The 24,505-nt window shown below is 65.9% G+C and carries 21 protein-coding genes; 14 read left to right on the top strand and 7 right to left on the bottom strand.

The features are described 5' to 3' along the window. A partial coding sequence (locus tag QF819_01355) for a hypothetical protein (protein MDP6801815.1) occupies window positions 1-215 on the top strand: 215 nt, incomplete at its 5' end. 372 nt (window positions 216-587) lie between these two features. Here the strand turns inward: QF819_01355 and QF819_01350 are convergent. From QF819_01350 to QF819_01325, 6 genes are all read right to left on the bottom strand, one after another. Further along, on the bottom strand, window positions 588-2,000 hold the full coding sequence (locus tag QF819_01350; GenBank protein ID MDP6801814.1) for an aldehyde dehydrogenase family protein: 1,413 nt from the start codon (window positions 1,998-2,000) through the stop codon (window positions 588-590). Beyond that, the gene (locus QF819_01345; protein ID MDP6801813.1) at window positions 1,997-3,049 is read right to left on the bottom strand and encodes a homoserine dehydrogenase; all 1,053 of its coding nucleotides are present in this window, start codon (window positions 3,047-3,049) and stop codon (window positions 1,997-1,999) included. The genes QF819_01350 and QF819_01345 overlap by 4 nt, the downstream gene beginning before the upstream one ends. Beyond that, complete coding sequence (locus tag QF819_01340) at window positions 3,046-4,488, bottom strand: aminotransferase class I/II-fold pyridoxal phosphate-dependent enzyme (GenBank protein ID MDP6801812.1); 1,443 nt, start codon at window positions 4,486-4,488, stop codon at window positions 3,046-3,048. The genes QF819_01345 and QF819_01340 overlap by 4 nt, the downstream gene beginning before the upstream one ends. Beyond that, window positions 4,485-5,000, bottom strand: a complete 516-nt coding sequence (locus QF819_01335; GenBank protein MDP6801811.1) for an Lrp/AsnC family transcriptional regulator — start codon at window positions 4,998-5,000, stop codon at window positions 4,485-4,487. Before QF819_01335 ends, QF819_01340 begins: the two co-directional genes overlap by 4 nt. A gap of 104 nt (window positions 5,001-5,104) precedes the next feature. Then, the gene (locus tag QF819_01330) at window positions 5,105-6,238 is read right to left on the bottom strand and encodes a hypothetical protein (GenBank protein MDP6801810.1); all 1,134 of its coding nucleotides are present in this window, start codon (window positions 6,236-6,238) and stop codon (window positions 5,105-5,107) included. 117 nt (window positions 6,239-6,355) lie between these two features. After that, window positions 6,356-6,877 (bottom strand): hypothetical protein, encoded by a 522-nt coding sequence (locus QF819_01325; GenBank protein ID MDP6801809.1) that lies wholly within the window; start codon window positions 6,875-6,877, stop codon window positions 6,356-6,358. 273 nt (window positions 6,878-7,150) lie between these two features. Between QF819_01325 and QF819_01320 the strand changes: the two genes are divergently transcribed. The 6 genes from QF819_01320 to QF819_01295 all read left to right on the top strand — a co-directional run bounded on the left by QF819_01320 (window position 7,151) and on the right by QF819_01295 (window position 15,026). Further along, the gene (locus tag QF819_01320; GenBank protein ID MDP6801808.1) at window positions 7,151-7,777 is read left to right on the top strand and encodes a hypothetical protein; all 627 of its coding nucleotides are present in this window, start codon (window positions 7,151-7,153) and stop codon (window positions 7,775-7,777) included. A 918-nt stretch (window positions 7,778-8,695) separates the two neighbouring features. Beyond that, complete coding sequence (locus QF819_01315) at window positions 8,696-9,259, top strand: sigma-70 family RNA polymerase sigma factor (GenBank protein ID MDP6801807.1); 564 nt, start codon at window positions 8,696-8,698, stop codon at window positions 9,257-9,259. After that, window positions 9,256-9,855, top strand: coding sequence for a hypothetical protein (locus QF819_01310; GenBank protein MDP6801806.1), 600 nt, complete (start codon window positions 9,256-9,258; stop codon window positions 9,853-9,855). Before QF819_01315 ends, QF819_01310 begins: the two co-directional genes overlap by 4 nt. After that, the gene (locus QF819_01305; protein MDP6801805.1) at window positions 9,852-12,632 is read left to right on the top strand and encodes a CHAT domain-containing protein; all 2,781 of its coding nucleotides are present in this window, start codon (window positions 9,852-9,854) and stop codon (window positions 12,630-12,632) included. Before QF819_01310 ends, QF819_01305 begins: the two co-directional genes overlap by 4 nt. 416 nt (window positions 12,633-13,048) lie before the next feature. Continuing rightward, window positions 13,049-14,341, top strand: coding sequence for a S8 family serine peptidase (locus tag QF819_01300; protein ID MDP6801804.1), 1,293 nt, complete (start codon window positions 13,049-13,051; stop codon window positions 14,339-14,341). Window positions 14,342-14,528: 187 nt separating this feature from the next. Then, window positions 14,529-15,026, top strand: coding sequence for a hypothetical protein (locus QF819_01295; protein ID MDP6801803.1), 498 nt, complete (start codon window positions 14,529-14,531; stop codon window positions 15,024-15,026). Between the two features lie 16 nt (window positions 15,027-15,042). On the opposite strand, the gene queG is transcribed toward QF819_01295, so the two are convergent. After that, the gene (gene queG / locus QF819_01290; protein ID MDP6801802.1) at window positions 15,043-16,197 is read right to left on the bottom strand and encodes a tRNA epoxyqueuosine(34) reductase QueG; all 1,155 of its coding nucleotides are present in this window, start codon (window positions 16,195-16,197) and stop codon (window positions 15,043-15,045) included. A gap of 113 nt (window positions 16,198-16,310) precedes the next feature. On the opposite strand from queG, the gene QF819_01285 reads away from it, so the two are divergent. The 7 genes from QF819_01285 to tatC are packed head-to-tail and all read left to right on the top strand — an operon-like array spanning window position 16,311 to window position 24,446. Next, entirely contained in the window at window positions 16,311-17,180 is an 870-nt protein-coding gene (locus QF819_01285; GenBank protein MDP6801801.1) for a PHP domain-containing protein, read from the top strand. A gap of 37 nt (window positions 17,181-17,217) precedes the next feature. Further along, window positions 17,218-18,150 (top strand): thioredoxin-disulfide reductase, encoded by a 933-nt coding sequence (trxB, locus tag QF819_01280; GenBank protein ID MDP6801800.1) that lies wholly within the window; start codon window positions 17,218-17,220, stop codon window positions 18,148-18,150. A gap of 51 nt (window positions 18,151-18,201) precedes the next feature. Beyond that, window positions 18,202-19,707 carry a leucyl aminopeptidase gene (locus QF819_01275; protein MDP6801799.1) on the top strand — a complete coding sequence of 502 codons (1,506 nt, stop codon included), beginning with the start codon at window positions 18,202-18,204 and terminating at the stop codon, window positions 19,705-19,707. Beyond that, entirely contained in the window at window positions 19,704-20,561 is an 858-nt protein-coding gene (locus tag QF819_01270) for an MBL fold metallo-hydrolase (GenBank protein MDP6801798.1), read from the top strand. The genes QF819_01275 and QF819_01270 overlap by 4 nt, the downstream gene beginning before the upstream one ends. Before the next feature lie 3 nt (window positions 20,562-20,564). Continuing rightward, window positions 20,565-21,035: a transcriptional regulator NrdR gene (gene nrdR / locus QF819_01265; protein ID MDP6801797.1), complete on the top strand. Its 471-nt coding sequence runs from the start codon at window positions 20,565-20,567 to the stop codon at window positions 21,033-21,035. Then, entirely contained in the window at window positions 21,032-23,662 is a 2,631-nt protein-coding gene (locus QF819_01260) for a pitrilysin family protein (protein ID MDP6801796.1), read from the top strand. The genes nrdR and QF819_01260 overlap by 4 nt, the downstream gene beginning before the upstream one ends. Next, window positions 23,652-24,446, top strand: coding sequence for a twin-arginine translocase subunit TatC (gene tatC, locus QF819_01255; GenBank protein ID MDP6801795.1), 795 nt, complete (start codon window positions 23,652-23,654; stop codon window positions 24,444-24,446). Before QF819_01260 ends, tatC begins: the two co-directional genes overlap by 11 nt. The last annotated feature ends 59 nt before the right edge of the window (window positions 24,447-24,505 follow it).

Genomic DNA, 24,505 nt, shown 5'->3' with positions numbered 1-24,505 from the left:
ACCGAGAGGCGGAGTTCTCGACGCATCTGGTTCTTCCGGGGTCGGTTCTGGCGATCGCCCGGGAGTTCTTCCACGCGAAAGGGCGTCTATTCACGATGGCCGTCCGGGCGGAGGACATTCGGAGCATGGAGGAAGGACTCACGCCCGCGGCTGCGGAGAACCTCGATGCGGCAGAGGAGTTCCTGCGCGGCTGGATCGACGGGCGGTCTGCGTGACCCGCCTCGCGGGAATTGATCGATGGAGTCCGTCGCCGTCGGGCCGGCCGTCTCGATTCGGTAGAGCTTGTACCCGCTGTTCCCGGGGTGGTGAGCGGCCGCGATATTCGCGGCCCAGAGGTGTGTTCCGTCCCATGTAAGACCATTGCAGTAGAAGCCCGGGGCCGGAAACGACCCCAGAACATCACCAAGCGCGGCATGAGATGCGGACGGAAGGGAGAGCATCGCGAAGAGGGGGCCGCCGCCGCGACGGCGCGCCCGGGCGCGGAACCTCCATGACGGACCTCAGGATCGCCGTGAGGGGCGGTTCCGACCGCTCTCCCCGGGGAAGCGGATCCGAAGGCTCGTGTTCAAACCCCTTCCCGAGGCCCTCTACAGGTTGAAACAGACCACTTTCGGTTCTGTCATCTCCTGGAGCGCGAACCGGATTCCCTCCCGGCCGAGTCCGCTGTTCTTCACGCCGCCGAACGGCATCAGGTCCACCCGATAGTCGCTGGAGTCGTTCACCATGATGCCCCCGACATCCAGATGGCGGATGGCGTGGAATGCCTTCGCCAGGTCTTTTGTGAAGATGGCCCCGTGCAGGCCCACATCCACGGCGTTGGCGCGTTCCAGCGCGTCATCGAGTTCAGCATACCGAAAGAGCGAAACCACCGGGCCGAAGACCTCGCTGCATGCGAGCTTCGCGCTGTCCCGCACGCCCTCCAGAACAGTCGGCTGCACGAGGGTTCCCTCGCGCGTTCCTCCGGTGAGAAGGGTCGCGCCCTCCGCGACGGCTTCTTCCACCCACGCGATGACTCGTGCCGCTTCGGATTCCGTGATCATGGGCCCCATGTCGGTTCTCTCGTCCATCTGGAACCCGGTCCGGTACTGCCTGGTCCGCGCGACGAAGGCATCCCGGAAGGCGTCGTATACGGAATCCTGCGCGAAGATTCGTTGCACGCCGATGCAGTTCTGCCCCACGGCCCAGAATGCTCCGGAAACGCAGGACTCCACGGCTTCCGCCAAGTCACAGTCTTCGGCGACGAGCACAGGCGCATTCCCGCCCAGTTCCATGCCCATTTTCTTCAGCCCCGCGAGCGCCGCGATTCGCTTTCCGGCTTCCACTCCGCCCGTGAACGACACCATGCGAACGCGCTCATCGGTGACCAGCGCTTCGCCGACCTCACCCCCGGGTCCGGTCACGACCGAGATCACTTCCGGCGGCAACCCGGCCTCCAGGAGGATCTCCGCGAGCTTCAGCGCGGAGAGCGGGGTGACGGTCGCGGGTTTCACGACCACGGAGTTCCCCCCGGCGATCGCCGGGCCGACCTTGTGCGCGACGAGGTTCAGCGGGTCGTTGAAAGGCGTGATGGCGGCAATCACTCCGATGGGGAATCGGAAGTAGTACCCCACTCGATTCTCCGACCCCTCCGCGCTGTCGAAGGGGAGCGTCTCCCCCGTAATGCGGCGCGCTTCCTCGGCGGAGATCGTGATGGTGTTGATCGCGCGCCCGACCTCCTTGCGCGCCTCCGTGATTGTCTTGGATCCTTCCATTGCGATCGTCTCCGCCAGCTCTTCATGGCGGGACTGCATGATCTCCGCCGCGCGCATCAGTATGGAGATCCGGCGATGGGCCGGGAGGTCGCGGTTTGTCTTGTACCCGCTTACCGCTCCGGCTACGGCAGCCCGGACATCTTCCGCGGTTCCGCGAGGGACCGTGTCCACGACGGATCCGTCGAAGGGATTCCGCACATCGATGGTGTCTTCCCGGGAGACCCACTCTCCTCCGATCAGCATTTTCATGACGACGCGCCTCCCTGCTCGCGAAGAATCGCGAGGATGTCGGTGAGGATGGAGTATCCCGTCTCCGCGCGACCCGCGCCCGGGCCGACGATGGTCACATCACCCAGATGATCGGTCGTGAAGGTGAGCGCGTTCGTCGCGCCCATGACCCCTGCGAGCGGATGCGAGAACGGGACCTTTTCCGGGGTGACGGACGCGCGCACCCCGTCGCCGTCGCGCTCGACCGAGCCGATGAGCTTCCAGCGAGCGCCTTCCCCGGTGGCCTCGGCGATCATGTCCGGCGTGATGCCGGTGATCCCCTCGCGAACCACATCGTCTGCGCCGATGGACGCGCCCATCACGACATTCGCCAGGATGATGACCTTTGCCATGGCGTCGAACCCTTCGACATCACCGGTGGGGTCCGCCTCCGCATATCCCAACTCCTGCGCGCGGGTCAGGACATCACCGTAAGGGGCTCCCGCTTCCATCTCCGAGAGGATGTAGTTGGTGGTTCCGTTCAAGATCCCGCGGATTGCGTCGATCCGGCAACCCGCCAGCGGGCCGTCGGCGAGGTTCAGTACGGGCGTTCCCGACATGACCGTGCCTTCGATCAGGAAACGCACGCCTTGTGATGCGGCAATCCCCGCCAGTTCCGGGTACGCGAGCGCGGCGGGGCCTTTGTTGCTCGTGACCACATTCATCCCGGCGGAGAGTGCGGCGCGGCAGTGAGAGGTGGCGGGTTCGCCGGTCTTCACATCGGTGTAGGAGAGTTCGCAGACGGTGTCCGCGCCGCACTCACGGATCGTGGCAAGTGCGTCATCGCCCCTGACGAGCGACCCGTCGCCGGAGTATTCCTCCAGCGATGTGCCGCCCGCCGCGAGACGGAGGAGTTCCGTCGCGTCCAGTCCGCCTGCGCTTCGGACGGACCCCTTCATGAAGTCCGACACCGCGACCAGTTCCCAGTCGAAGCCATAATCCTCACGAAGCGCGTCCCGCCTGGCGAGGAGGATCTCCAGCAGTCCCTGACCGACCGTCCCGAAGCCGATCAGCGCGAGCTTGTGTGTCATGACCTGTTCCCCTCTGCGTTTCCGCGTGACGGAATGGCATCAAGAGCCCGGTCCAGATCCGCGATGACATCGTCGACATGCTCGATCCCGACGGAGACCCGGACATAGTTCGGTTGAATGGAGGCCAGCGCACGCCCCTCGTCGCCCTGTTGTTGATGCGTGGAAATGGCAGGCAGCGTGGCGACGGATTTCACTCTTCCGAGGTCCGTGGCTCTCCAGAAGAGATCGAGCGCATCGTAGAACAGCCTTGTGTTCACGGGATCGCACGGATCGTCTTCGCGGACCTCAAATGTCATCATGTAGCCGTGAAGGTGTTCGGGCCCGTCGGCGTCGTGCTCACTGTCCACGAGCGTCAGGTACTTGTCGGCGATCTCCCGCTGCGAGTGGCTCTCCAGTCCGGGGTAGTGAATGCTTGCCACCTTCGGCTGGCTCTCAAGGAAGCGCGCCACCGCGAGCGCCGACCGGCTCATCTGCGCCACACGCGACCGGAGCGAGCGGAGATCGTTCAACGCCAGGATGGCACTCATGGGGTTGAGCGACGGGCCGTTGTCGCGATAGGGGAGGAGCTTGACCCATGTGGCGAAGTCCTCGCGCATTTCGTCGGGTCCGACTCGGCTGGGGAGGTTCTGCCTTGCGGTCATTGTCCCCGCGATGGTCATGCCGTGCGAGGCCATCACCTTCGATACCGATTGCACCACAATGTCCGCCCCGAACGCGAGCGGGCGAAGCAGAGCCGGGGAGGCGCAAGTGCTGTCCACGATGAGCGGGACTCCGTGCGCATGCGCAAGCTCTGCGACCTTCTCGATGTCGAACAGGGCGACCGCCGGGTTCGACGGCATCTCTCCGTAGACGAGGCGCGTACCCGCGTCGATCTTCTCCGCCCATTCTTCCATGTCCATATTGTTGCGGACCCAGCGCACCTCAATCCCACGGTCGTGCATCTGCCGCTCGGAGAACTGCTGGAATGTCCCGCCGTAGAGCCGTGCCGTCGTGACGAGATTCGGCGGCGGGAGGGAGTCGTCCTTCACCAGGAACGGCTCAATGGCCGACCGGATGGCACTCATGCCGCTGGAGCACGCGACGCACCCGGCGTTCAAGCCCGTCCCGTAGCTCTCCAGAAGCGCGACCGTTTCCTCCAGAAAGAAGGTAGAGGGGTTCGCAATCCGCGAATAGGTCCATGACGGCATCTGGTAAGCCAGAGCGACTTCCATTTCGTCATAGTCGTGAAAGGCCTGGGCGGGGCTCAGGTACACCGGCTCCATGATGGAACCGTTGTTCAGGTTGCACGCCTGCTGGAAGTCATACAGCCCGTGGGTGGCGACCGTATCGAACTTCCAGTCCTTTGTGCGTGCGATTCTCCGGGCACGATCGGACGCGATCCGTTTCCCTTCCGCGATCCAGTGCCGCACGCCCTTCTCGTGATCCTCGTGGGGATTCATCGTCGCTCCTCTCCCGCTTCCGTCAGAGGAAGCGCGGTCTCCTGCTTCAGCGTGGACAGCACGATGAGCGTCTTCAGATTGCGGACATCGCGCAGCGCGGTGAGTTTGTGGAGGATGAAGTCCTCGTAGGCCGGGATGTCGCGCGTGGTCACCTTCACCAGAAAGTCCGCCTCTCCGGTGATGTGATGGCACTCCAGGACTTCTTCCAGTTCGGTGATTTCGTTCATGAAGCGCCGGACGGTGGCCTTCACATGACGGTCGAGCGTTACTTCGACATAGGCGAGGCAATGGAGACCCACGCTGGCGGGGCTCACGAGGGCGGCATAGCCGCGCACGACTCCTGTTCGCTCCAGCTTGCGCACCCGTTCGAGCACCGATGCCGTGGACAGGCCCACCCGACGGCTGAGTTCCGCATTGGTGATGCGCCCCTCCTTCTGGAGATGCGCGAGGATCTGCCGGTCAATCGCGTCGAGCGGGGCGGCAGCCGGGGCAGCGGGCTTTCGGGAGGGCACGGGCAGGCCTCGCAGGGTTTGGGTTGGTGCGCCAAGACCCTGCGAAGATATGGCAAGAGTGAGGGAAAGCCAAGGATTATTCGGCCACGACCCTTGTCGGCGGCCTATTCTGTGGCTTGGACGAAGGACGCAACCACCGTGTGTCCAGCCGCTTCCCCGGGGGCCTCCGGACGGCGGTTGTACACCTGTTTCGTGATGCGGGCGTAGAGTTCCGGGCCTTTGAGACCTTCGGTGACCGCTTCCTCCACGAAGCTCAGTTCCGCCGTGTCGTAGTACGCCCGGTACGGCGCCACGGGAACGCGTGAGCCGGGGATGGTCGTGTAGTTCCCGTACCGGTCGATTTCGCCGGGATCCAGATGGTAGTGCGCGCGCAGATACGGTTCGATTTCCGTCTCCCCGGTCTTCACATAAGAGTCGGGAAGCTGATCGAACGGTCCATCGTGCCAGTTGTTGTGCCGGACATTGTCGCCCTGCACTCCGACGAGGATCTTCCGGTGGTTCTCGGCGTCCAGATAGAAGGCGAAGCCGGTTCTCTGTCCCAGCGCGACATGTTCTGAATGAACCGTCATGACTTCGGGTACGAACCCGTCTTCGTTCAGCACCCAGAAGAGCCGCTGCATGGTCTCGTTGAAGACGAGATGGAACCGCAGACCTGACTCGTCGAATGTCGGTCCCACAAAGATCTCGTCTTCGCGGAGTTTCGCCTTCACGGGCGGGTCCATCCCCGGGTCATAGAGACGGAAGCGGACGGTCCGGCCCTCGTACCGTACGCGGTAGAGGAACTCGGTCTCCGCCTTCATCTCCATTCCGTCGGCCTTTGTGAAGTCGTGCGATTCTCCGATCGGGAACGACGGTGGCTCAGGCCCCGTGCCTGCCATGCGGCCGACATAGCCGAAGCCCAGTTTCCCTTCCGCGCGATCGCGGACATAGAAGGTGATGCAGCCGGACACGGTCAGCCCGCGCGACGGGAACTCAAAGTAGAAGTAGCCTTCCGACGGGTAGACCATGACCTCTTCCGACAGTTGTTCGAAGACATATCCAAACACTTCCTTCGGGTTCTCCAGGTCCAGGTTCGTATACAGCCCGGCAATGTACGAATCGTTGGTGCGGAGATCGCGTGCGCCGACGACGACATGCGGGGTCGCGGGTGCGGATGCGGCGGTCCCGGAAAGGACGAGCAGAACGACGAGACACGCCGGGATCCGGGTGATGAGCTTCTGCGAAGTGTGCGTCTTCATGGGGACCCTCCCGAAGTGCGGCGTGTTGGGGCCGCGGTTGATATGTTCCGGGCCGGGCGCCTCTCCCCCCGAAGAGGCTGCCCGTGCCCGCACGAACACCGGTGTCCCGGCGCACGCCTACTCGTACAGCGACGCGAAGTTCCCTTCCACGATGTGGCTTGTGTTGTACGGCTTGAAGAGAGAATAGTGTCCCGCTTCGCTCGAAGTGATGTGCTCGTGGCGAGACTTCGTGCCGATCTCCGTGTCCATGTATGTACTCTTCTTGGCGCCGGTGCGCTTGTGAGATCCGCGCCAGCGGTACGACTTGGACGCCCCGGAAGCCACATGAAAGTCGAGTTCGCGCGGCGGGTTGGTGGGATCATACTCGTAGTCTTCGTCTCCCCGGAAACCGCCACTTGGCGGACCGAGAGGGACGCTGTGTCCACGGTACCGCGGTACCGGAGATACCTGCTGTCCCGGCGTCACCGGTCCGACGCCGATGCCGGACGCCCCGAGAATCTCGTCGTTGTCGAAGAGTGCGGGTTGTGTCAGCAGGTTTCCGTAGTCGCCGCTGTCATCGCTCGTCCCCAGGCACCCGGCCATCGCGCCGGTGACGACCAGTGCCAGCAGTGCAAGCAGTCCTTTCGAAGTGCGTCTCATGATGGTCCCCCCGTTTCGTTTCAGTAAGGAGTGAGTGAACGCCTTCCGGACCCTTCGCGACGCCTGCTTCCGTCGGGCGTTCGACAAGAGGGGCGTGGCTTCCCGTGCGTGATACACGAAACATTGTGTGTATCAAGAAGAGTGCGGGCGGCCCGTTGAGTGCGGGAGTTTTCGCTGTATCAGCAAACCTGTTGGCGGCCCTTCTTCAGCGACCGGGCAGGGAGAACGACTTCGCCACATCCCTGCCTTCGCCCTTACCGGAGGACATGAACCATGCCCCGCATCTTTCTTGCCACTTGCCGGACACTTTCCGCCCTGCTCGTTCTGGGGATCGCTGTTGCGTTTCTGCCCGGGTGCGGCGAACTGGACGATGCCGCCTCACCGTTGGCGCCGGAGGCGCCCGGCGGCCCCTCGCTCACTCCGCCGATCCCCGTTCCGGTGGGTACGCCCATTGGTCCGTTCAAACTGAAGCCGGACCTTGTGCTCTCGAACATCACTTTTGATCCGGGCTTCCCGATGACAACTTCGTGCGGCGGGGTTCTCCCGAATGTCGGCTGCATCGGCGGCAACCGGTTCTTCACCCTGTCCGTCACCGTGACCAATCTCGGTCCCGGGTTTGTTCCCGCGAACATCACGCACATCCGGTGGGGATCCGGATCATCCTCCGGTGGCCCGTGGAACTGGGATTCGTGGAACCAGCTGATCGGCACCGCGATTCCTCCAGGCGCGTCAGTGGTCATTACACGCCCATGGTACATGGGTCCGTGCGACTGCGTGCCCTCTGCTGCGAGGCCGGTCTTCTTCAACGCGATCGTGGACCCGCTGAATACCGTTGATGAGACGAACGAGGGGAATAACGGAACCCCCACCCCCCTCGCGGCCTGCAGCGACGGTTGCTGACCGGCACTGCGTGTTGAGACTTGCGCATGGACGGGATACGGCCGTCTCCTTCGGGGGGCGGCCGGTCTTGCGCGGTCGACACCCGGATCACAGGGCGGGCCGACATTCTTCGCAAAATCCGCAAAAATCTCCCCATTGCGTGTATCAGGGCGGAATCAGCGCGCCCTTCTAGGCGGATTCGGCAATGGAGCGCCTCTCTCTCAAGGGGGACGGGGAGGAACCGGGTCGTCGGGCTTCCGATGGCCGGCCGGAAACCGGATCCGGCTGTGCCGCAAGGCACGCAAACCCGGGAGGGGGCCTGGTCTGGGGGGCACTAGACCTTGGTTCCCCTCCCGCACTCATTGGACGGTGTTCTGAAGAGGTTGTTGAAGAAGTAGGGTCCAGGTTGCCGGGGCCGACATGATCCTCGAGGCAACGGTTCGGCTCTTTGGCGGCGCATCTCACGACGACCCAATGAATTGAGCTCTCGCAACCCCGGGCGCGGGCCTTCCGTGCGTCAGACGCCTCCTGACCGCTCCCTCCCGGGGAGAGGACCGGCCGGAGGATCGGCGGCGACATCGGTCCCCAATCTGCCCGAATACTCCCCACCCCGGCTCTCTTTCGTCCGATTCCACGCGGAGCCAGCCACGGCCATGTCTGCTAACCTCTAGCCCAAACGGAAGTTACCCCAATGGACAGAACCTGAAGGGGGGGGCGGAGAAAAACAACCTCTTCAGAACACAACCTTCGGTGTATCAGGAGCGCGGCTCCCGCGCCCTTCTTGCCGGGAGAGACCCAAGTGGGCCGGCGCGGCGGGGATGACCTGTTGCGGCCGGGCACTCGCCTCTCGGGGCAGGCGCCCGGCGTCTTTGCCAGGAATCATCCGATCCGCTAGGATTCCCTGAGACTCTTGTGCTCCCGTGGATCCCCGAGGAGAGGATGGCCGACAGCTCGCCCCCGCAGAACAAGGAGAGCAATGAGACGCTTCTCCGACTTTGCGCCGAAGGCGACGAGGCCGCCTGGAAGAGACTGGTCCTGCGTTATCAGAATCTCGTCTACTCGACGGCCCTGGAAGTGGGCCTCGGAGAAGAGGACGCGGGCGATGTGTTTCAGGATGTATGGCTGGAGCTCCACCGTTCGATTCCGCGCATTCGCAATGCCGAGGCGCTTCCCCGATGGTTCATCGTGGCCACGAGACGGCTCTCCTACAAGGTCGCCATTCGGAGGCGCCGGATGCTCCCGGACATCTCCGCCGACATGGTGGACCCCGCGGCACTCCCCGACACGGTCGTCGAGGACGCGGAGAGCCGCCTTCGGCTGGAGGACGCCCTCACACAACTGGGCGGGAAGTGCGAGAAGCTCCTGCGGCTTCTCTTCCTGCACGCGCGCAAGCTCCCGTATGACGAAATCTCGCGGAGGACCGGCCTTGCCATCGGTTCTATCGGCCCCATTCGAAGCCGCTGTCTGGCTCGCATGAGAAAGATCCTGGAGGGGACATCGTGACCGCAAGACGCAACCATCCCGCCCCGGACGACTGGCGCGCCTGGCTGGAGGGCAAGGGGACGGCCCGCCGCCGAACCGAACTGGAGGAGCACCACGACACCTGCGTTCGCTGCCGCCGCGAGGTCGGGACGCTTCGCGTTCTTCTCCGGGCGAAGCAGGCGATGAAGTGGGTGGCGCCGCCGGAACGCGTGCGAAAACTCGTCGAACGCCTGCCGGACGGGAGGCTCCTGCCCGACCTGACCGCCGCCGCACGCCCGCTTGCGTGGGCTCCCGCCGATGTTCGTGGTGGAGGGATGGGGGCCGCCGGGCAGACTCGTATGGTCTCGCGGGTGGTGCCGGAGGCGGAAGTCGGGATCATGGCGACGCCCCCGAAGGGCGACGGTCGCTGGCGCATCCAGGGAAAGGTCTGGCTGCGCAAGGAGAAGCCGGGCGACGCGGTCCGTATTGCGCTCATTCATCAGGAACATGTGATCGCCCGGGCGGACCTGCCGAGCGGCGGCGACTTCGTGCTGGACGAGGCCGTGGGGTCGGGCTGGACGCTGGAGGTCCATCTGCCGGACGGGGAAACTCTCACGCTGGAGGATCCGAAGCAGTGACCCGCAAGCCCTCCACTCGTGGCGCCGTCACGCGCCTGCTTTCCCTCCCGCCCGATCGGGATCTCCCCGATCGCTGGGCGAAGGGTGGGCGCGTGCCGGCGGATGAAGCGGAGCTTTCGCCCTGGGAGCGGATCTACCGCACGCTGCTGCGGCACCTGCGCCTGGACCCCGCGCAGACGCTCGATGCGGTACTCCACATGCGAAGGGTCGCAGGGCGCAACCCGGATCCGGCAGACGCCGCACGGCTCGCGCGCCTGGAAGGGCACGCGCTGTCCGCGGTCGGTCGTGTGGCGGAAGCGTGCGATGCGTATGCCGCCGCGCACGCTGCCTTCCGAAAGGCGGGGGAGCGGCTGGAGGCGGGAAAGGCAGCCATCGGCTGGGTCCACGCGCTGGCCCTTCGCGGCGAACCGAAGCGCGCGCACGCCGTCGCCCGGGGGGCTGTGGGGGATCTTCGCGGAGGGCCGCCGGAGCTTCGCGGCAGGCTGGAGTCGAATGTCGGGAACGCGTGGCTCTTCACCGGCAAGTACGACCTTGCCACCGAACGCTACCGCGCCGCACTGGCCATATTCCGCCGCTCCGGGAACGCATGGGACGCAGGCGTCTGCGCGTACAATCTCGGTATCATCGCCATGATGACCGCGCGTGTCTCCATCGCCCGCCGCGAGTTCCTTCGCGCACGCGAGCAGTTCCGCGGGGCGGGTGTCCAGCTTCTGGAGTCCTATGCGGAGACGGGACTCGCAGCACTGGACATCGCCGAAGGAAACTGGGACATCGGCGTGAAAGCGGTGGGCCGCCTGCGCCAACGCTTTGCGAAGCTCGGAGACGAGCGCGCCGTCGCGTGGCTCCATCGGGAACTGGCGATGCTCTTCGCATCCGTCGGTGCGCCCGAGGCCGCGCAGCCGGAATCTGCCGCCGCGCTTTCCGTGTTCGACGGTCTGGGCATGGAGTCGGAAGCCGCGCAGGCCGCGTTCCTGCACGGACGGCTTCTTGCGACGACCGCCACGCATCAGGAAGCGATGGTTCACCTGGAGCGCGCGCGCCTCTACTGGAAGAAAGTGGGGAATGTGTGGTCCCGCCGCCGGGCGGAGTTGGAGATCGCGCGGGTTCTTCTGGAAGGCGGGCACCCGGAGCGCGCGCTTCATCACCTGCGCGGCATCCAGCGCTACCTCGACCGAAGAGATCCTCTTGGCGACGGAGCGCTCTGCCGGGGGGTCGCCGCGGAGGCGCATCTTCTCGCGGGCCGACCCGGGATCGCCGCAACTCTCGCGAAGAAAGCTCACCGCGCCGCACGCCACCACCCGGGCCGACTGGAGCGGCCGCTCATGGCGGGAGTCGCGGCCCGCGCGCTCGGTGCTCTGGGGCGCTCCCGCGAAGCCGTTCGCTGGGCGGGCCGTTCCGTGCAGGATCTCGAGACGCTGCTCATGCGTTTCGGCACACGCCGCCTTCGAATCCTCACCGGCGGCGCGCGCGATCGCATCTACGCGGAAGCGGTGGAGGTCGTTCTCGAACACGGGGGGCCTTCCGCCGCTGCGCGTGCCGTAGATCTCGTGGCGAAAGCGCGCTCCCCCAACCTGATCGAAGACCTGCTTCACGGCGACGCCCGCAAGCTTCGCCCGGAAACGCGAACGGCCATTGCCCGGCTTCGTGACGAATGCCTCTCCGAAGGCGAGGCGCCCGGCGGCGAGGACACCCGCTTCCGTGCGCTTCGCGGAGAGATGGCCCGTCTGGAAGTGGAACTCGGCGAGGGGCCGCTTCGTCCGCCGGCGCTCGTTCGGCGCGCATGGGAGAAACGGGCCTTCCGTCAGTGGAAGGGACTCCTCCACGGGCGCGAACTCGTGATCTACGATCGCGGCACCTCCGGTTGGCGCGCGTTCGTCGTGCGGTCGGGGGGGCGGGTGGAGCATGTCGCGCTCCCGGATGCCGAGGATGCGCTTCGCGGCACCTGGATTCCCCTGCGCATCACGCTGGAGACGGCGGCTCACGCGCCGGTTCGTCGACGCGCCGAGTTCCTCGACCGGACGCTGGACGACTGCACGCGTTCCGTCGAGCAACTGCGGTCTGCTCTGTGGACGCCGCTGTCGCTTGCTTCCCGAGATGTCGTCGTGGTCCCGCACGGGGATCTGCACAGCGTTCCCGTGCAGGCGCTGCCCGTCTCGAACGGAGACGGGCCGCCCTGTGTGTCCCGCCTTCCGCACCCGGCGCTTCTCGGAAGCCGACGCCGAAAGGTTCGCCCGAGCGCGCTCCTTCTCGGCGGTGGAGAAACGGGTACCCGCAAAGAGGTCCGCGAGGTTGGCACGATTCTCCGGCGCAGCGGATTCGATGTGACGGTCTCCGGCCGCCGCGACTCTCTGGGTGACGGGTCCGGTCGTCTCGGTGTGCTGCATGTCGCCGCGCACGGTGTGTTCCACCGACAGGGATGGCTCTTTTCCGGGCTGCGACTGGCGGACGGCTGGCTCGGCTTCGAGCAGCTTCACCGACGCCGTCTTCAGGATTCGCTCCTGCACTTCACCAGCTGCGAATCCGGCCTTGCCGAGAACATGCCCGGATCCGACATGGACGGGTGGATCACCGCCGGGCTCGGGGCGGGTGCGCGGGAGCTTGTGCTTACGCTCTGGAAAGTGGATGACGCATCGTCGCGAGCTTTCGCCTCGGCGTTCTACCCCGCGTGGGTCGGGGGTGCCCCCGCCGCGGAAGCCGCCGCTCTGGCCCGGGATGCGGTCCGCGCGACGATGCCGCATCCGTTCCACTGGGGCCCCTTTGCCGCCGTTTCCGGATAGGCCGCGGCGGTCGCCGGATCACACGCCAGCCGCTCCCGCCGTCGGACTCAGGACACACTTGCCCCTTTTCGTCCATTTCTGTCCGGAATCCCCCTCGCCCGCGGTTTCTCCTCGTCCGTGATTCTGCCGATTTCCGGCTTCCCACGGCCCCTCGGCGTGTTTTTCCCCGCCGCTGCTCCCTCTCCGCCCGTTCGGCACGGTTTTCGCGACCAGAGGGTGTATCAGAAGGTGGCCTTGTGGCCCTTCTGTGTGAGGATGCGGGCGCCTCGGGGTCGATGGGCCCGGAGCGCGGTGCGCCGGTATTCTCGTGAGTCGGGGTTGCTCCTGCGGTACGATAGATCTGTTCAGGTGGTCGCCCCGGCGAGTCCTCTCCCCCCAGGGAGAAATGCCCCACCGCGAACGAGGAGGACGCCATCATGAAGCATTCCGCCAGAGTTCTGGCCGCACTGTGGATCGCCGCGCTTGCGGCGGGCTGCGGGGTGGACCAAGGCCTCCCTACCGCACCCGATGACCCGGCGCGCTCTCGCATTAGCAGCTCGACCGGAGGGTCTCATGGTGGCGGGGGCGGCGACCTTGGGGGCGGTTCCATGGGAATCACCAGTCCCCAGATGGTCGTCCCCGACAGTACGCAGTTTGTCGTCAAGATGCGGCCCGGCGCGGATCCGGAGGCTCTTGTGGACATGTTCGGGCTGGAGATTGTCTACACGGAGGCGTGCGACGGCGGGGTGGCGGTGCTCTACAACAACCCTGCGGGGGTCGACATCTCTCAACTCGATGACTATGCGGGAGTGGAGGAGGCGGCAACGAACCGCGAGGTCTACCTGCTGGAAGGGGCCTCTCTCGTCATCGGGTTCTACGAAGGCGAATGGGATGACGGCACTGCGGGAGACCAAGACGCGCTCGCCCGACTGGAGCTGCCGCGGGTTCACGCGCTCGCGACCGGCGCAGGCGTTCGCGTCGCGGTTCTCGATACAGGCGTCGACGCAGACCACCGGTTTCTCAAGGCGAACCTGGAGCTTCTTCCCGGTGGAAGCACGATGGGGTCTCTGGAAACGAAGAACGGGATCGACGACGACGGAGACGGATATGTGGACGAAGCCTACGGGCACGGGACGCATGTCTCCGGGATCGCGCTTCAGGTGGCGCCTGGGATCACCATCATCCCCATCAAGGTGCTGAACGATGAAGGCATGGGCAGCTTCTGGGACCTCGTTCGCGCCATGGAGATCACGCGGAAGCTGGGGGCCGACATCGTGAACCTGAGCCTCTCGCTTTCGGAGCCGGTCGAGATGTTCGACCGGATCCTGTCGGACTGTGTGTCTCGCGGGGTTCCCGTGGTGGCCGCAGCCGGAAACGCAGGCTGGGGAACGGCCGCATATCCCGGCACCTCGCCGATGACGCTGGGTGCCGCCGCGGTGGACTCGGTGGACGCGCTTGCGGAGTTCTCGGGCGGGGGGCCGGAGATCCATGTGGCCGCGCCCGGCGTCCGTATTCTCAGTTGCTATCCCGGGCAGGGCATGGCGTCCGCCAGCGGCACTTCCATGGCCACTCCCGCAACGGTCGGGTCGGTGGCGATTCTCGTTGAGGGACTGGGGCTTGCGCCGATCACGGCGGCGCACCGGGTGGCGGGAACAACGGACCCCGTCTTCCCGGGATCGGGAGTGTTGCACGGGCGCATCTCGCCGCTGAACGCTCTCACGGAGAAGTAGGCGGTCTTTCGCCTGGAATCGGGGACCGGCTGCCTTCGGGCGTCCGGTCCCTTTTTCGTGCCGGACCTTTCGCAATCCGTCCGTTCGGACTACTCTTCCCATCCGTTCGGCGCTTGCTCCCCTGCGTGGCGGGCACCGTGCGTCATCCCGCTTTTCCGACCGCACCTTTCGTCCTGGAGAACTTGCGATGAAGATCTCGCCGCGTATCCTGCTCCTCTCCGCCTGCCTGTTCTCGATCAGCCTCTGGGGACTTCCCGCCCTTGCCGAGCACCCCGAGCATCCCGGCGAGCACCCGGAACACCCCGGCGAGCACCCCGAGCACCCCGGGTCGCCCCGCGAAGTCTCTCTGGAGGAACTGGGCGACTCCATCGAAGCGTATGTCGCCGCGCAGTCAGCGCTCCTCGGCGGCTTCTTCCTCGTCTGGGACACGCAGGCAAAAGAGGCGCTCGCTCTCGAACTCGTGAAGGTCCACCGGGAGCGGCTGGCCTCTCTCGGTGATGATGTCTACTTCGCCTGCGCGGACTTTCGCGCCACAAACGGGAAGATCTACGACCTCGACATCTTCATGAAAGACAACGGGGAAGCACTGGAGACGACGCAGGTCACCGTCCACAAGGAGGAAGGCGTCGCGCGGTACGGATGGGTCGAAAAGGGCGGCGTCTGGTCGATGGTGTCGCCCAAGTAGCCCGCTGTGCCCATGGTCATTCCGCCGGAGGAGGGGGGGCGACCGCCTCTCCCCGGCACTCCCCGATTGCGAACGTGATTTCCCGCCGGACTTCGGCGTCCTCTTCGCTCTCACTCGCCTCCGCCAGAATCCGGCACCCCGTGCCCCCGATCCGTCCGATGGCCCAGGCGGCGTGCGCACGCACCAGCGCCGCCCGGTCCCGAAGCGCCCGCTCCAGCGCGGGCAGTGTCGAAGCGTCCCCCAGGTTTCCCAGCGCGACGCATGCATTCCGAAGAAGCCCGTCGCGGCCTGCCCGGCGAATGGGGCTTCCCGAGAATCGGCGACGGAACTCCTCTTCGGCCAGCGACAGCAGTCCCGCGATGTCCTCCGGGAAACGCCGGTCTCCCGCCGCGAACGCCGGGTCGCTCGTCTCCACCGCGAACCGGTTCCACGGGCATACCTCCTGGCAGAGATCGCACCCGAAGATCCAGTCCCCGACGAGCGGGCGCAGTTCCCGGGGGATCGCGCCGCGGAGTTCGATCGTCAGGTAGGAGATGCACCGGCGCGCATCCACGCGGTACGGAGCGACGATGGCGCCGGTCGGGCACGCACGGATGCACGCGATACAGCGTTCGCACCGGTTGTCGTGCCCGGGTCCGGAGGGGGCGAGGTCCGCCGTGGTCACCAGTTCCGACACGAAGAACCACGACCCCTCACTCTCGGTGACCAGATTCGTGTGCTTGCCGATCCAGCCCAGTCCCGCCCGCTCCGCCCACTCCTTCTCCAGCACTGGCCCTGAGTCCACCAGCGCCCGCGTGACGGATTCGGGGTCCGCCGCCTTCACCGCGCGTGCGAGCTTCTTCATGCGCCGCGCGATCACATTGTGGTAGTCGCGGCCGCGGGCGTATCGGGACACCCGCCCGACAGGAGACGCCGCGCCTGCCCCGGGTGGCGGCAGGTAGCGCGTCAGGAGCGAGATCACCGTCTTCGCGCCGGGAAGGAGCACCGTGGGGTCAGTGCGCCGGTCCACTCGCCGGGCGATCCACTGCATTTCGGCGTGGAACCCGTCCGCCAGCCATGCCTCCAGCCGGTCGCGATCCCGGCACGGCTCCGCCGGCGCGAACCCGGCGCGCGCAAACCCCAGCGCTTCGGCCTCGCGGGCCACGGCGTCCCGCCTCTCATCTCGTTTCATGGGCGGACATTACCACGGAGCGGCGGCGCGCGTTCGGGTGCTTCCCCGCTGGCGCTTTGCTCCCGAAGGTAGGAGAATGCCACGCTTGCGTCGCGCAACCGGGGAGCGGACCGATGGGCATTGCGGACCTGCACATTCACTCCAACCAGTCGGATGGCGACTGGCCGCCGGAGAAGGTAGTCAGCGCGGCGGCCCATGCGGGGCTCAAGGCGATCGCGCTCACCGACCACGACTCGGTGGCGGGTGTCCCCCGGGCCATGGCTTGCGGGAGGGACTGCGGTGTGGAAGTGCTCTCGGGCATCGAGATCTCCACGCTGGAGGGAGAGGTCGATGTTCATATTCTGGGATACGGGTTCGACCCCGCGCACCCGGAGATCGCGGAACTCCAGAAGCGCTTGCGCACCGTGCGCCTTCGGCGTGCGGAAGAGATCGTCGAGCGTCTGGGGGAGCTTGGCGTTCCGGTGAGCCTGGACGCGGTGCTGGAGTATGCCGGAGAAGGCGGCGTCGGCCGGCCTCATCTCGCGCGTGCGCTGGTGGAGTCGGGCTGGGTGTACACCTACCGCGAGGCGTTCGACCGCTATCTGGGCGACGGCCGCCCGGCCTGCATTCCGAAGGACTCCCCGGCTCCCGTAGACGCCATCGCCATGGTGCATCGGGCGGGGGGGGCGGCGGTTTCGGCGCATCCGGGTGTGTATGGTCCCCCGGAGTGGCTGGACTTCCTGGTGGAGGCGGGCCTCGACGGCGTGGAGGTGCGCCACTCGCTCCATGATGAAGACGCGGAGCGCGCGTTTGCCGAGTACGCGGCGGAGAACGACCTGGTGATGACCGGCGGCAGCGACTTCCACGGCCCGCGCGGCGCCCACTCGACGGTGGGGGCGGTCACGGTCCCGCAGGAGTGGCTGGACGCGTTGAAGGAGCGGATCCGACGCTGGCGTTCAGACGCCGGCGAGGCAGAAACCTCCCCGAAAGCACAGACGAAGTGATAGCCTCCCCGGGTTCTCTCTTTCGAGGAGTTTCGCCATGAATCGGGAACAGGTTGTCATCGTCGGATCGGGCCCTGCGGGCCTGACAGCGGCCATCTACACGGCACGCGCGAATCTGTCACCCGTCGTCATCGAGGGATCGCAGGCCGGTGGTCAGCTCACGACGACGACGGATGTAGAGAACTTCCCGGGGTTCCCGGAGGGAGTGCAGGGGCCGGAACTCATGGCGGCGTTTCGTGCTCAGGCGGAGCGGTTCGGCACCAGGTTTCATCGGGGGAATGTCACCTCGGTGGATCTGTCGGGGTCGCCGTTCACACTGCGCTTCGACGACGGAGAGATTGCGGCCGATGCGCTGATCGTCGCCACCGGAGCCCGAGCCCGGATGCTGGGTCTGGCGAATGAACGCGCGCTCATCGGACGCGGCGTCTCCACTTGCGCCACCTGCGACGGGTTCTTCTATCGCGGAGAAGAGATTGCGGTGGTCGGCGGGGGAGACTCCGCGCTGGAAGAGGCGAACTTCCTGACGCGGTTCGCCTCTACCGTTCATGTCATTCACCGGCGGGACGAGTTCCGCGCGTCGCGCATCATGAGCGATAGAACTCTCGCGAACGACAAGGTCCGCATTCACTGGGACAGCGTGCCGACGGATGTTCTGGCGGGTGAAGACGGATTGGTGCGCGCGGTGGCCTTGAAGAATGTGAAGAGCGGGGAACAGTCGGAACTTCCCGTCAAGGGGCTGTTCATTGCCATCGGGCACCTGCCCAACACGACGATCTTCGAGGGCGGTCTGGACCTGGACGACAACGGGTACATTCAGCTGCACAACGGTCCCTGCGGCACGAGCGTGGACGGCGTGTTCGCCGCGGGAGATGTCGCGGACCACACATTCCGCCAGGCGATCACCGCCTCTGGAAGCGGTTGTCAGGCGGCCATCTCCACCGAGCGCTGGCTCGAAGCCCGGGCCGGGTAGCCCCGAGAGGGAGTCGCCCCCAGCGCCGTTTCTTCAGCCGGAGGGGAACTCATGCCGGTTTTTCTCGCCCACGGCCCCGCGTCGGATCCGTCTCTCGGCGCGGATCTGCTTCTTGTTCCGAACCCCTCGCCCGCGCAGGGACTGGCTCCCCGCCTGGATCGGATCACGCGAGGGGGAGCGCAGGTGGTGGCTCGCGCTGTCGATCTCGGGGACTTCCAGGGGAAGCCGAGGGACACTCTTTCGCTGGTGGTCCCGGGAGTCGTGCGCTTCCCGCGCATCCTGCTGGTCGGTCTGGGGGAGGACGACGGCATCACGCCCGCGTCCGTTCGCACCGCATTCGCGAACGCGGCCCGCGCGCGCGTGATCGATCGTGTGGACTCAGTCGCGGTGGAGTGCGGTGCGCTGGGTACCGGAGCGAGACTTCGCGATCTGGTTGCCGCGGCCGTCGACGGCATTCTGGAGGGAACCTACCGCTGGAGCGCGTCGACGAAGCCCGCGCCGCATCGGCCGGGACGCTGGGTGTTTCTGGCCAGGACAGCACGCGGCGTGACGGGCGTTGAGCAGGGGATCCGCGCGGGTCGTTCTCTGGGCGAAGCCGTGCTCTCGGCGCGTCGCCTTGCGGATGAACCCGCAAACCGAATGTCCCCTGCGGCTCTTGCAGAGGAAGCCCGCAGCCTCGGAAAGCAGCATTCCTTTGCCGTGCGTGTTCTCGGGCCAGCGGGGATCGCGAAGGAAAACATGGAAGCGCTGCTCGCGGTCGGGAGCGCCGCCGCAACGGAACCCCGGTTCATCGTGATGGAGCATGAAGGCGACGGGGGGGCTCCGATCGTTCTTGTGGGCAAGGGGCTGGTCTTCGATTCCGGCGGACTTTCGATCAAGCCCAGCTTGAGCATGGCGGAGATGAAGTACGACAAGTGTGGCGGATGCGCCGTGATTGGCGCCATGCAGGCGGTGGCGTCGCGGGGTGTCCGTCGCCGCGTGATCGGACTGGTCCCGGCTGTAGAGAACATGATCTCAGGGACGGCTTACCGGCCGGGGGATGTCATTGGATCGCGAAGCGGCAAAACGATCGAAGTTCTCAACACGGACGCAGAGGGCCGGATCGTTCTGGCGGACGCGCTGGACTATGCGGTGACCCGGTACGATCCCGCCGCCGTCGTGGATCTGGCCACGCTGACCGGTGCGGTGTTTGGCGCGCTGGGAGATCGGGCCGCCGCCATCCTCGGGACGGACTCGGCGCTGATCCAGCGGCTCCGCGATGCGGGGACCGCGGTGGGTGAGAATCTCTGGCAGCTTCCACTGGAGGACGGGCACCGGCAGGATGTGGAGACACCCAACGCGGATGTCCGCAACACGGGCAAGCATGGCGCGGGCACGATTGCCGGTGCCGCGTTCCTGCGCGAGTTCACTCGTGACGCATCCTGGGCGCATCTGGACATCGCGTCGGTCGGGCGTGCGCGCCGGGGTCCTCATCGTGGCGCGACCGGCTTCGGTGTGCGGCTTCTCACGAAAGCGCTCGCGTCATGGCCGGGCGGAAAGCGGGCGGCCCGAAAATGAACATCGGCTCCATCCGGTGCGATCTGGTTTCCGACGGCACCTTCCGTCTGGATGGCGGTGCCATGTTCGGGGTTGTCCCGCGTTCCCTCTGGGAGCGGAAGACCCCGCCGGACAGTCGGAATCGGATCACGCTCGGCACCAACGCCCTGCTCATCCGGGTCGAGGGCCGGAACATTCTCGTGGATGCGGGGGTCGGGCGAAAGGAGCCGGAGGCGTTCCGGGAGATGTTCGCGCTGGGCGGAGAGACGGACATCGTCACCTCTCTTTCGGAGCAGGGGCTTGCGCCACAGGACATCGATACCGTCGTCCTGACGCACCTGCACTTCGATCATGCGGGGGGGATCACGCGACGCGCCGGAGATGGCGAGGTCGTTCCCGTCTTCCCGAAGGCGCGCCACATCGTGCAGCGTGCGGAACTCGACGACGCGGAGCATCCCACCTCCCGGTCCCGCGCCAGCTACCTTCCCGAGAACTGGGTCCCGGTTCGCGAAGCCGGCCTTCTCGATGTGGTGGAGGGGGAAGTAGAGGTAGCGTCCGGCGTGCGCACGGTTCTGATGAAAGGGCATGTTCGGTCACTGACCGGCGTGCGCGTGGAATCGGGAGACGAGTGCGCGTTCTATCCGACGGACAACATGCCGACCGCGGCGCACATCCCCGCTCCATGGGTGATGGGGTACGATCTCTACCCGCTGGACACCTTGTCGTTCAAGGAGTCGTTCCTTCCGCGCGCCGTCGACGAGGAGTGCGTCGTGTTCTTCGAGCATGATCCCCGCGTCGGCGCGGCCAGAATCCTCCGCGACGGAAAGCGCTGGGCCGTGGAGGAACTCCTTCGCGCTCCCGGGAAGGCGCGCTGACGCATGAGATGCCCCTCCTGTTCCAGCATGGAGAACAAGGTCGTGGATTCCCGAACGACGCGCGACGGCCACGCGATTCGCCGTCGCCGCGAGTGCCTGGCGTGTGAGACGCGCTTCACGACCTACGAGTATGTCGAGCGCACGAATGTTCTCGTCATCAAGAAGGACGGGCGCCGGGAACCCTTCCGCCGGGAGAAACTGGACGAGGGCGTCACGAAGGCGTGCGGCAAGCGTCCGATCCCCCGTGAAGAGGTGGAGGGTCTTCTGGATCGTGTGGAGGGCGCGGTGCAGGCGCTGGGGCAGAGCGAAGTGGAGAGCCGCCGGATTGGCGAGATGGTGATGGAGGAGATGGCGAATCTGGACCAGATCGCCTATGTCCGGTTTGCCAGCGTTTATCGGGAGTTTCGCGATGTGGACCACTTCATGGAAGAGATGAGGCGCGTGTTGGACAGCCGAAAGGGAAACGCATCGTGACAAGTGCGCGGGAGATTCATCGTCGTGTGCTGGACAACGGGCTCACGGTCATTGTCGAGCAGCGCGGGCTGGGACCTGCCGTGTTCAGCGGGGTCGTGTATCGCGTGGGGTCGCGCGACGAGGAGCCGGGGATCACCGGGATCAGCCATCTTCTGGAACACATGATGTTCAAGGGCACGCAGCGGTTCGGGAAGGGGGAGATCGCCGCGCTTGTCGAGCGAAACGGCGGGGAACTGAACGCCTTCACGACCGAAGATGTGACGATGTACCACGAGGTCTTCGCAAGCGATCGCTGGGAACTTGCGCTGGAGATTGAGGCGGAGCGCATGGTGAACCTCCGGATCGACCCGGAGGAACTGGAGTCGGAGCGACAGGTCGTCCTGGAGGAACGGCTCTCCTACCGGGACATTCCCTCCGTGGAGTTGAACGAGGAACTGATGGGCACCGCCTTCCGCTCCAGCCCGTATCGCTGGCCGATCATCGGGAGCGAGGAGGACATTCGCTCCATGGATCACGATGCGGTTCTCCGTCACTATCGGCGTTACTACTCGCCAGCCAATGCGGCGCTCGTGGTGTGCGGAGATGTGACCGCGGACGAAGTGTTCCGAAGTGCGGAATGTCACTTCGGCGCGATCCCCCCCGGAGAGAGTCCCGCGCGGTCTATTCCCGAGGAGCCGGAGTGGACCGATCCCCCGGGTGTCGATCTTGCGCGGAGCGGCCGGCAGTCGCAGCTTCAGCTGTTGTTCCGCGCGCCACGGATTCACTCACGGGAGTCGGAGGCGCTTCTTCTCCTGGGGTGCGTCCTCTCGGGGAGCCGGACGGCGCGACTGGATCTTGCGCTTCTCGAAACGGGGCTCGCGGGTGATGTCTACTTCCAGTACCACGCGAAAGCAGACCCGGGTTCGCTCTTGATCGGCGCGGAACCGACGCCCGGCACGGCCATCGAACAGGTCGAGGAGATCCTGTGGCAGGAGATCGACCGGGTGGCGCATGAGAGCATCCCCCAGGAGGAACTGGAACGCGCGCGCACCTGTGTGGAAGCGGCGCAGGTCTACGCGATGCAGTCGCCCTCCACGCGTGGATTCACTCTTGCGTGGCACGAGGCTCACGGTGATGTGGGGTACACGGATCGTCTCGTCGATCAGTTGCGGTCTCTGGAAGCGGGGGAGGTCCGTGATCTGGCCCGTCGGCTTCTTCGGCGTAGCGGATGTGCGCGCGGACGCGTTCTCACTCAAGATTCGCGTGGAGGCCCCGGGAGTGCGCCCCCGCCTCCGGCGGAACAGGGAGTATCCCTCCACGGCGTCTTCTGTCCGCGCAGGCGTTTCGCCACCGGACTCGGGGCGGTCCCTGCCGCGCGGCGTTCCGTCCTCAGGAATGGCGTGCGCGTTCTTCTCCAGCCGGATTCCTCGGACCCGTTCGTGTCGCTCTCGATGGTTCTTCACGGAGGAGCAGCATTCGATCCTCCCGGGCGGGAGGGTCTTGCCGGGCTCACCGCGGCCATGCTGGAGCGCGGCCCCGAGGGAGAATCGCATGTGCAGTTCATGCGACGCTTCGAGTCGATCGGAAGCCACCTCACCATCGTCGCGGGCCGGGAACTCGTGCATGTGAGCTGCCGCTTCCTTTCCCGGCATGCCGAAACCGTGCTGGAGTGGATCGGCGGGGCGCTGAGAACGCCCGCTCTTCGCGCCGGGGATCTGGAGGTCATCCGTGCGCTCGCTCTTTCGGATCTGGAGTCGCGGGCGGAGGATCTGTCGGATGTCGCCGAGGACCTGTTCATCCGGGGTGTTGCCGGAGATCACCCGTTCAGCCGCCTCCCCCACGGGACGAAGACCGGGGTGGAGGCGGTTACGCCGGAGGATCTGCGCGCGTTCTTTGCGGCGCACTACCGCCCCGACGGGGCGCACCTCGCGCTCGTGGGAGATTTCGACCCGGAGCGAATGGAGCGTGCGCTGGCGCGAGAGTTCGGTTCGATTGCGCTGCCGGACTCTCCACGAGAATCGCTGCCGCCGTTTCGCCCGTCGGATGCGGCTCGTACATGGGTTGAGAGCCGACCGGAAAAGGGCCAGGCGAAGATCTACCTGGGCGGCAAGGGGTTTGGCGTGAACGACCCGGACCGGTTCGCGGGCGTGACGCTGAATCTCATCCTGGGCGGCAGTGCCATTCGCTCCCGACTGGGCGACACCATCCGGGATGACCGGGGGCTGGCCTATACGGTCTACAGCAGGAACTACGAGTGTTCTTCCGGCGGATTCTTCACGGTCTGTCTGGGAACGAGACCGGAGAATGTGCTGGCCGCGGTGGAGGCGGTTCGCGAGCAACTGGACCGGCTGGTCTCAGACGGCGTGACCGATACGGAGCTGGAGGATGCCCAGAGCTTCCTGACGGGTTCCTTTCCTTTGCTGTTCACGACCTACGGCCGCCTGTCGCGGTTCTGGGCGATGAGTTCCGTCAACGAGTGGCCGGAAGACTATCTGGGCGAGTACCGGGGTCGCATTCGCGCACTGACCAAGGCCGATCTGGAGCGCGTGGCGAAGCGACTCGCGCGCGGCGCGAAGGTTCTTGCGGTGGCGGGCCCCGTGGACGAGGGACTGGCGCCGGTCGGAGGTGTGGCCCACGATGGCTCCTGACGACGCTCCGCGGAAGCCGGCGGCGGAAGCCGGGGGCGGTCCCGGCGAGATGACGCTCGTCGAGCATCTGGAGGACTTGCGCAAAGTCCTCTTCCAGTCGGCGGCGATTCTGGCCCTCGTGTCCGTCGGGACCTGGTTCGTCTCGGAGAGAGCACTCGAAATCCTGATTCGTCCGGCGGTTCAGTTCGGCGGCTCGGACCGGCTGGTGTTCCTTTCTCCCACCGGCGCTTTCCTGATGCGACTGAAGATGTCCGTGGGGCTGGGCGTCCTGCTGGCGGCTCCCGTCCTCATGGAGCGGCTCTGGTCCTTCGTCGTCCCGGGGCTGCTTCGGAAGGAGCGCCGCTTCCTTCTGCCGGTCGTCGCCACTTCGGTCGTGCTCTTCTATCTGGGCGTGGCCTTTGCGTACTTCGTGATTCTCCCGGTGTCGATGTCGTTCCTGGTCGGGTTCGGGACGGAGCACCTTCAGGCGATGATCTCCGGTGAGAACTACTTCGCCTTCGCGGTGCGACTTGCCGTGGCCTTTGGCGGCGTGTTTCAGTTTCCGCTGGTGGTGACGCTCCTGACGCTCTGGGGGGTGATGGATCCCGGCTTCCTGAAGAAGTACTGGAGGTACGGCGTCGTGGTCGTGTTCGCGATGTCCGCGATGATCACGCCGCCGGATGTCGCGTCCCAGCTCCTGATGGCGGGACCGGTTCTCCTGCTGTACGGGATTTCGATGGGGATCGCGGCGATGATCGCACGGAACCGCGGGCGAGCGCGGGACGAGGAGAAGAAACAGGACTGAGCCTTGGATAGACCCTTTTCAGGACCCGGGAGTCCAGTATACTGTGTGCGGCCAGAATG

The sequence above is a fragment of the Gemmatimonadota bacterium genome (assembly GCA_030747075.1).
Taxonomy (GTDB): Bacteria; ARS69; ARS69; order ARS69; family ARS69; genus ARS69.
Note: the sequence above shows the minus strand (reverse complement) of the source record. Positions and strands in the feature narration are given on the sequence as shown.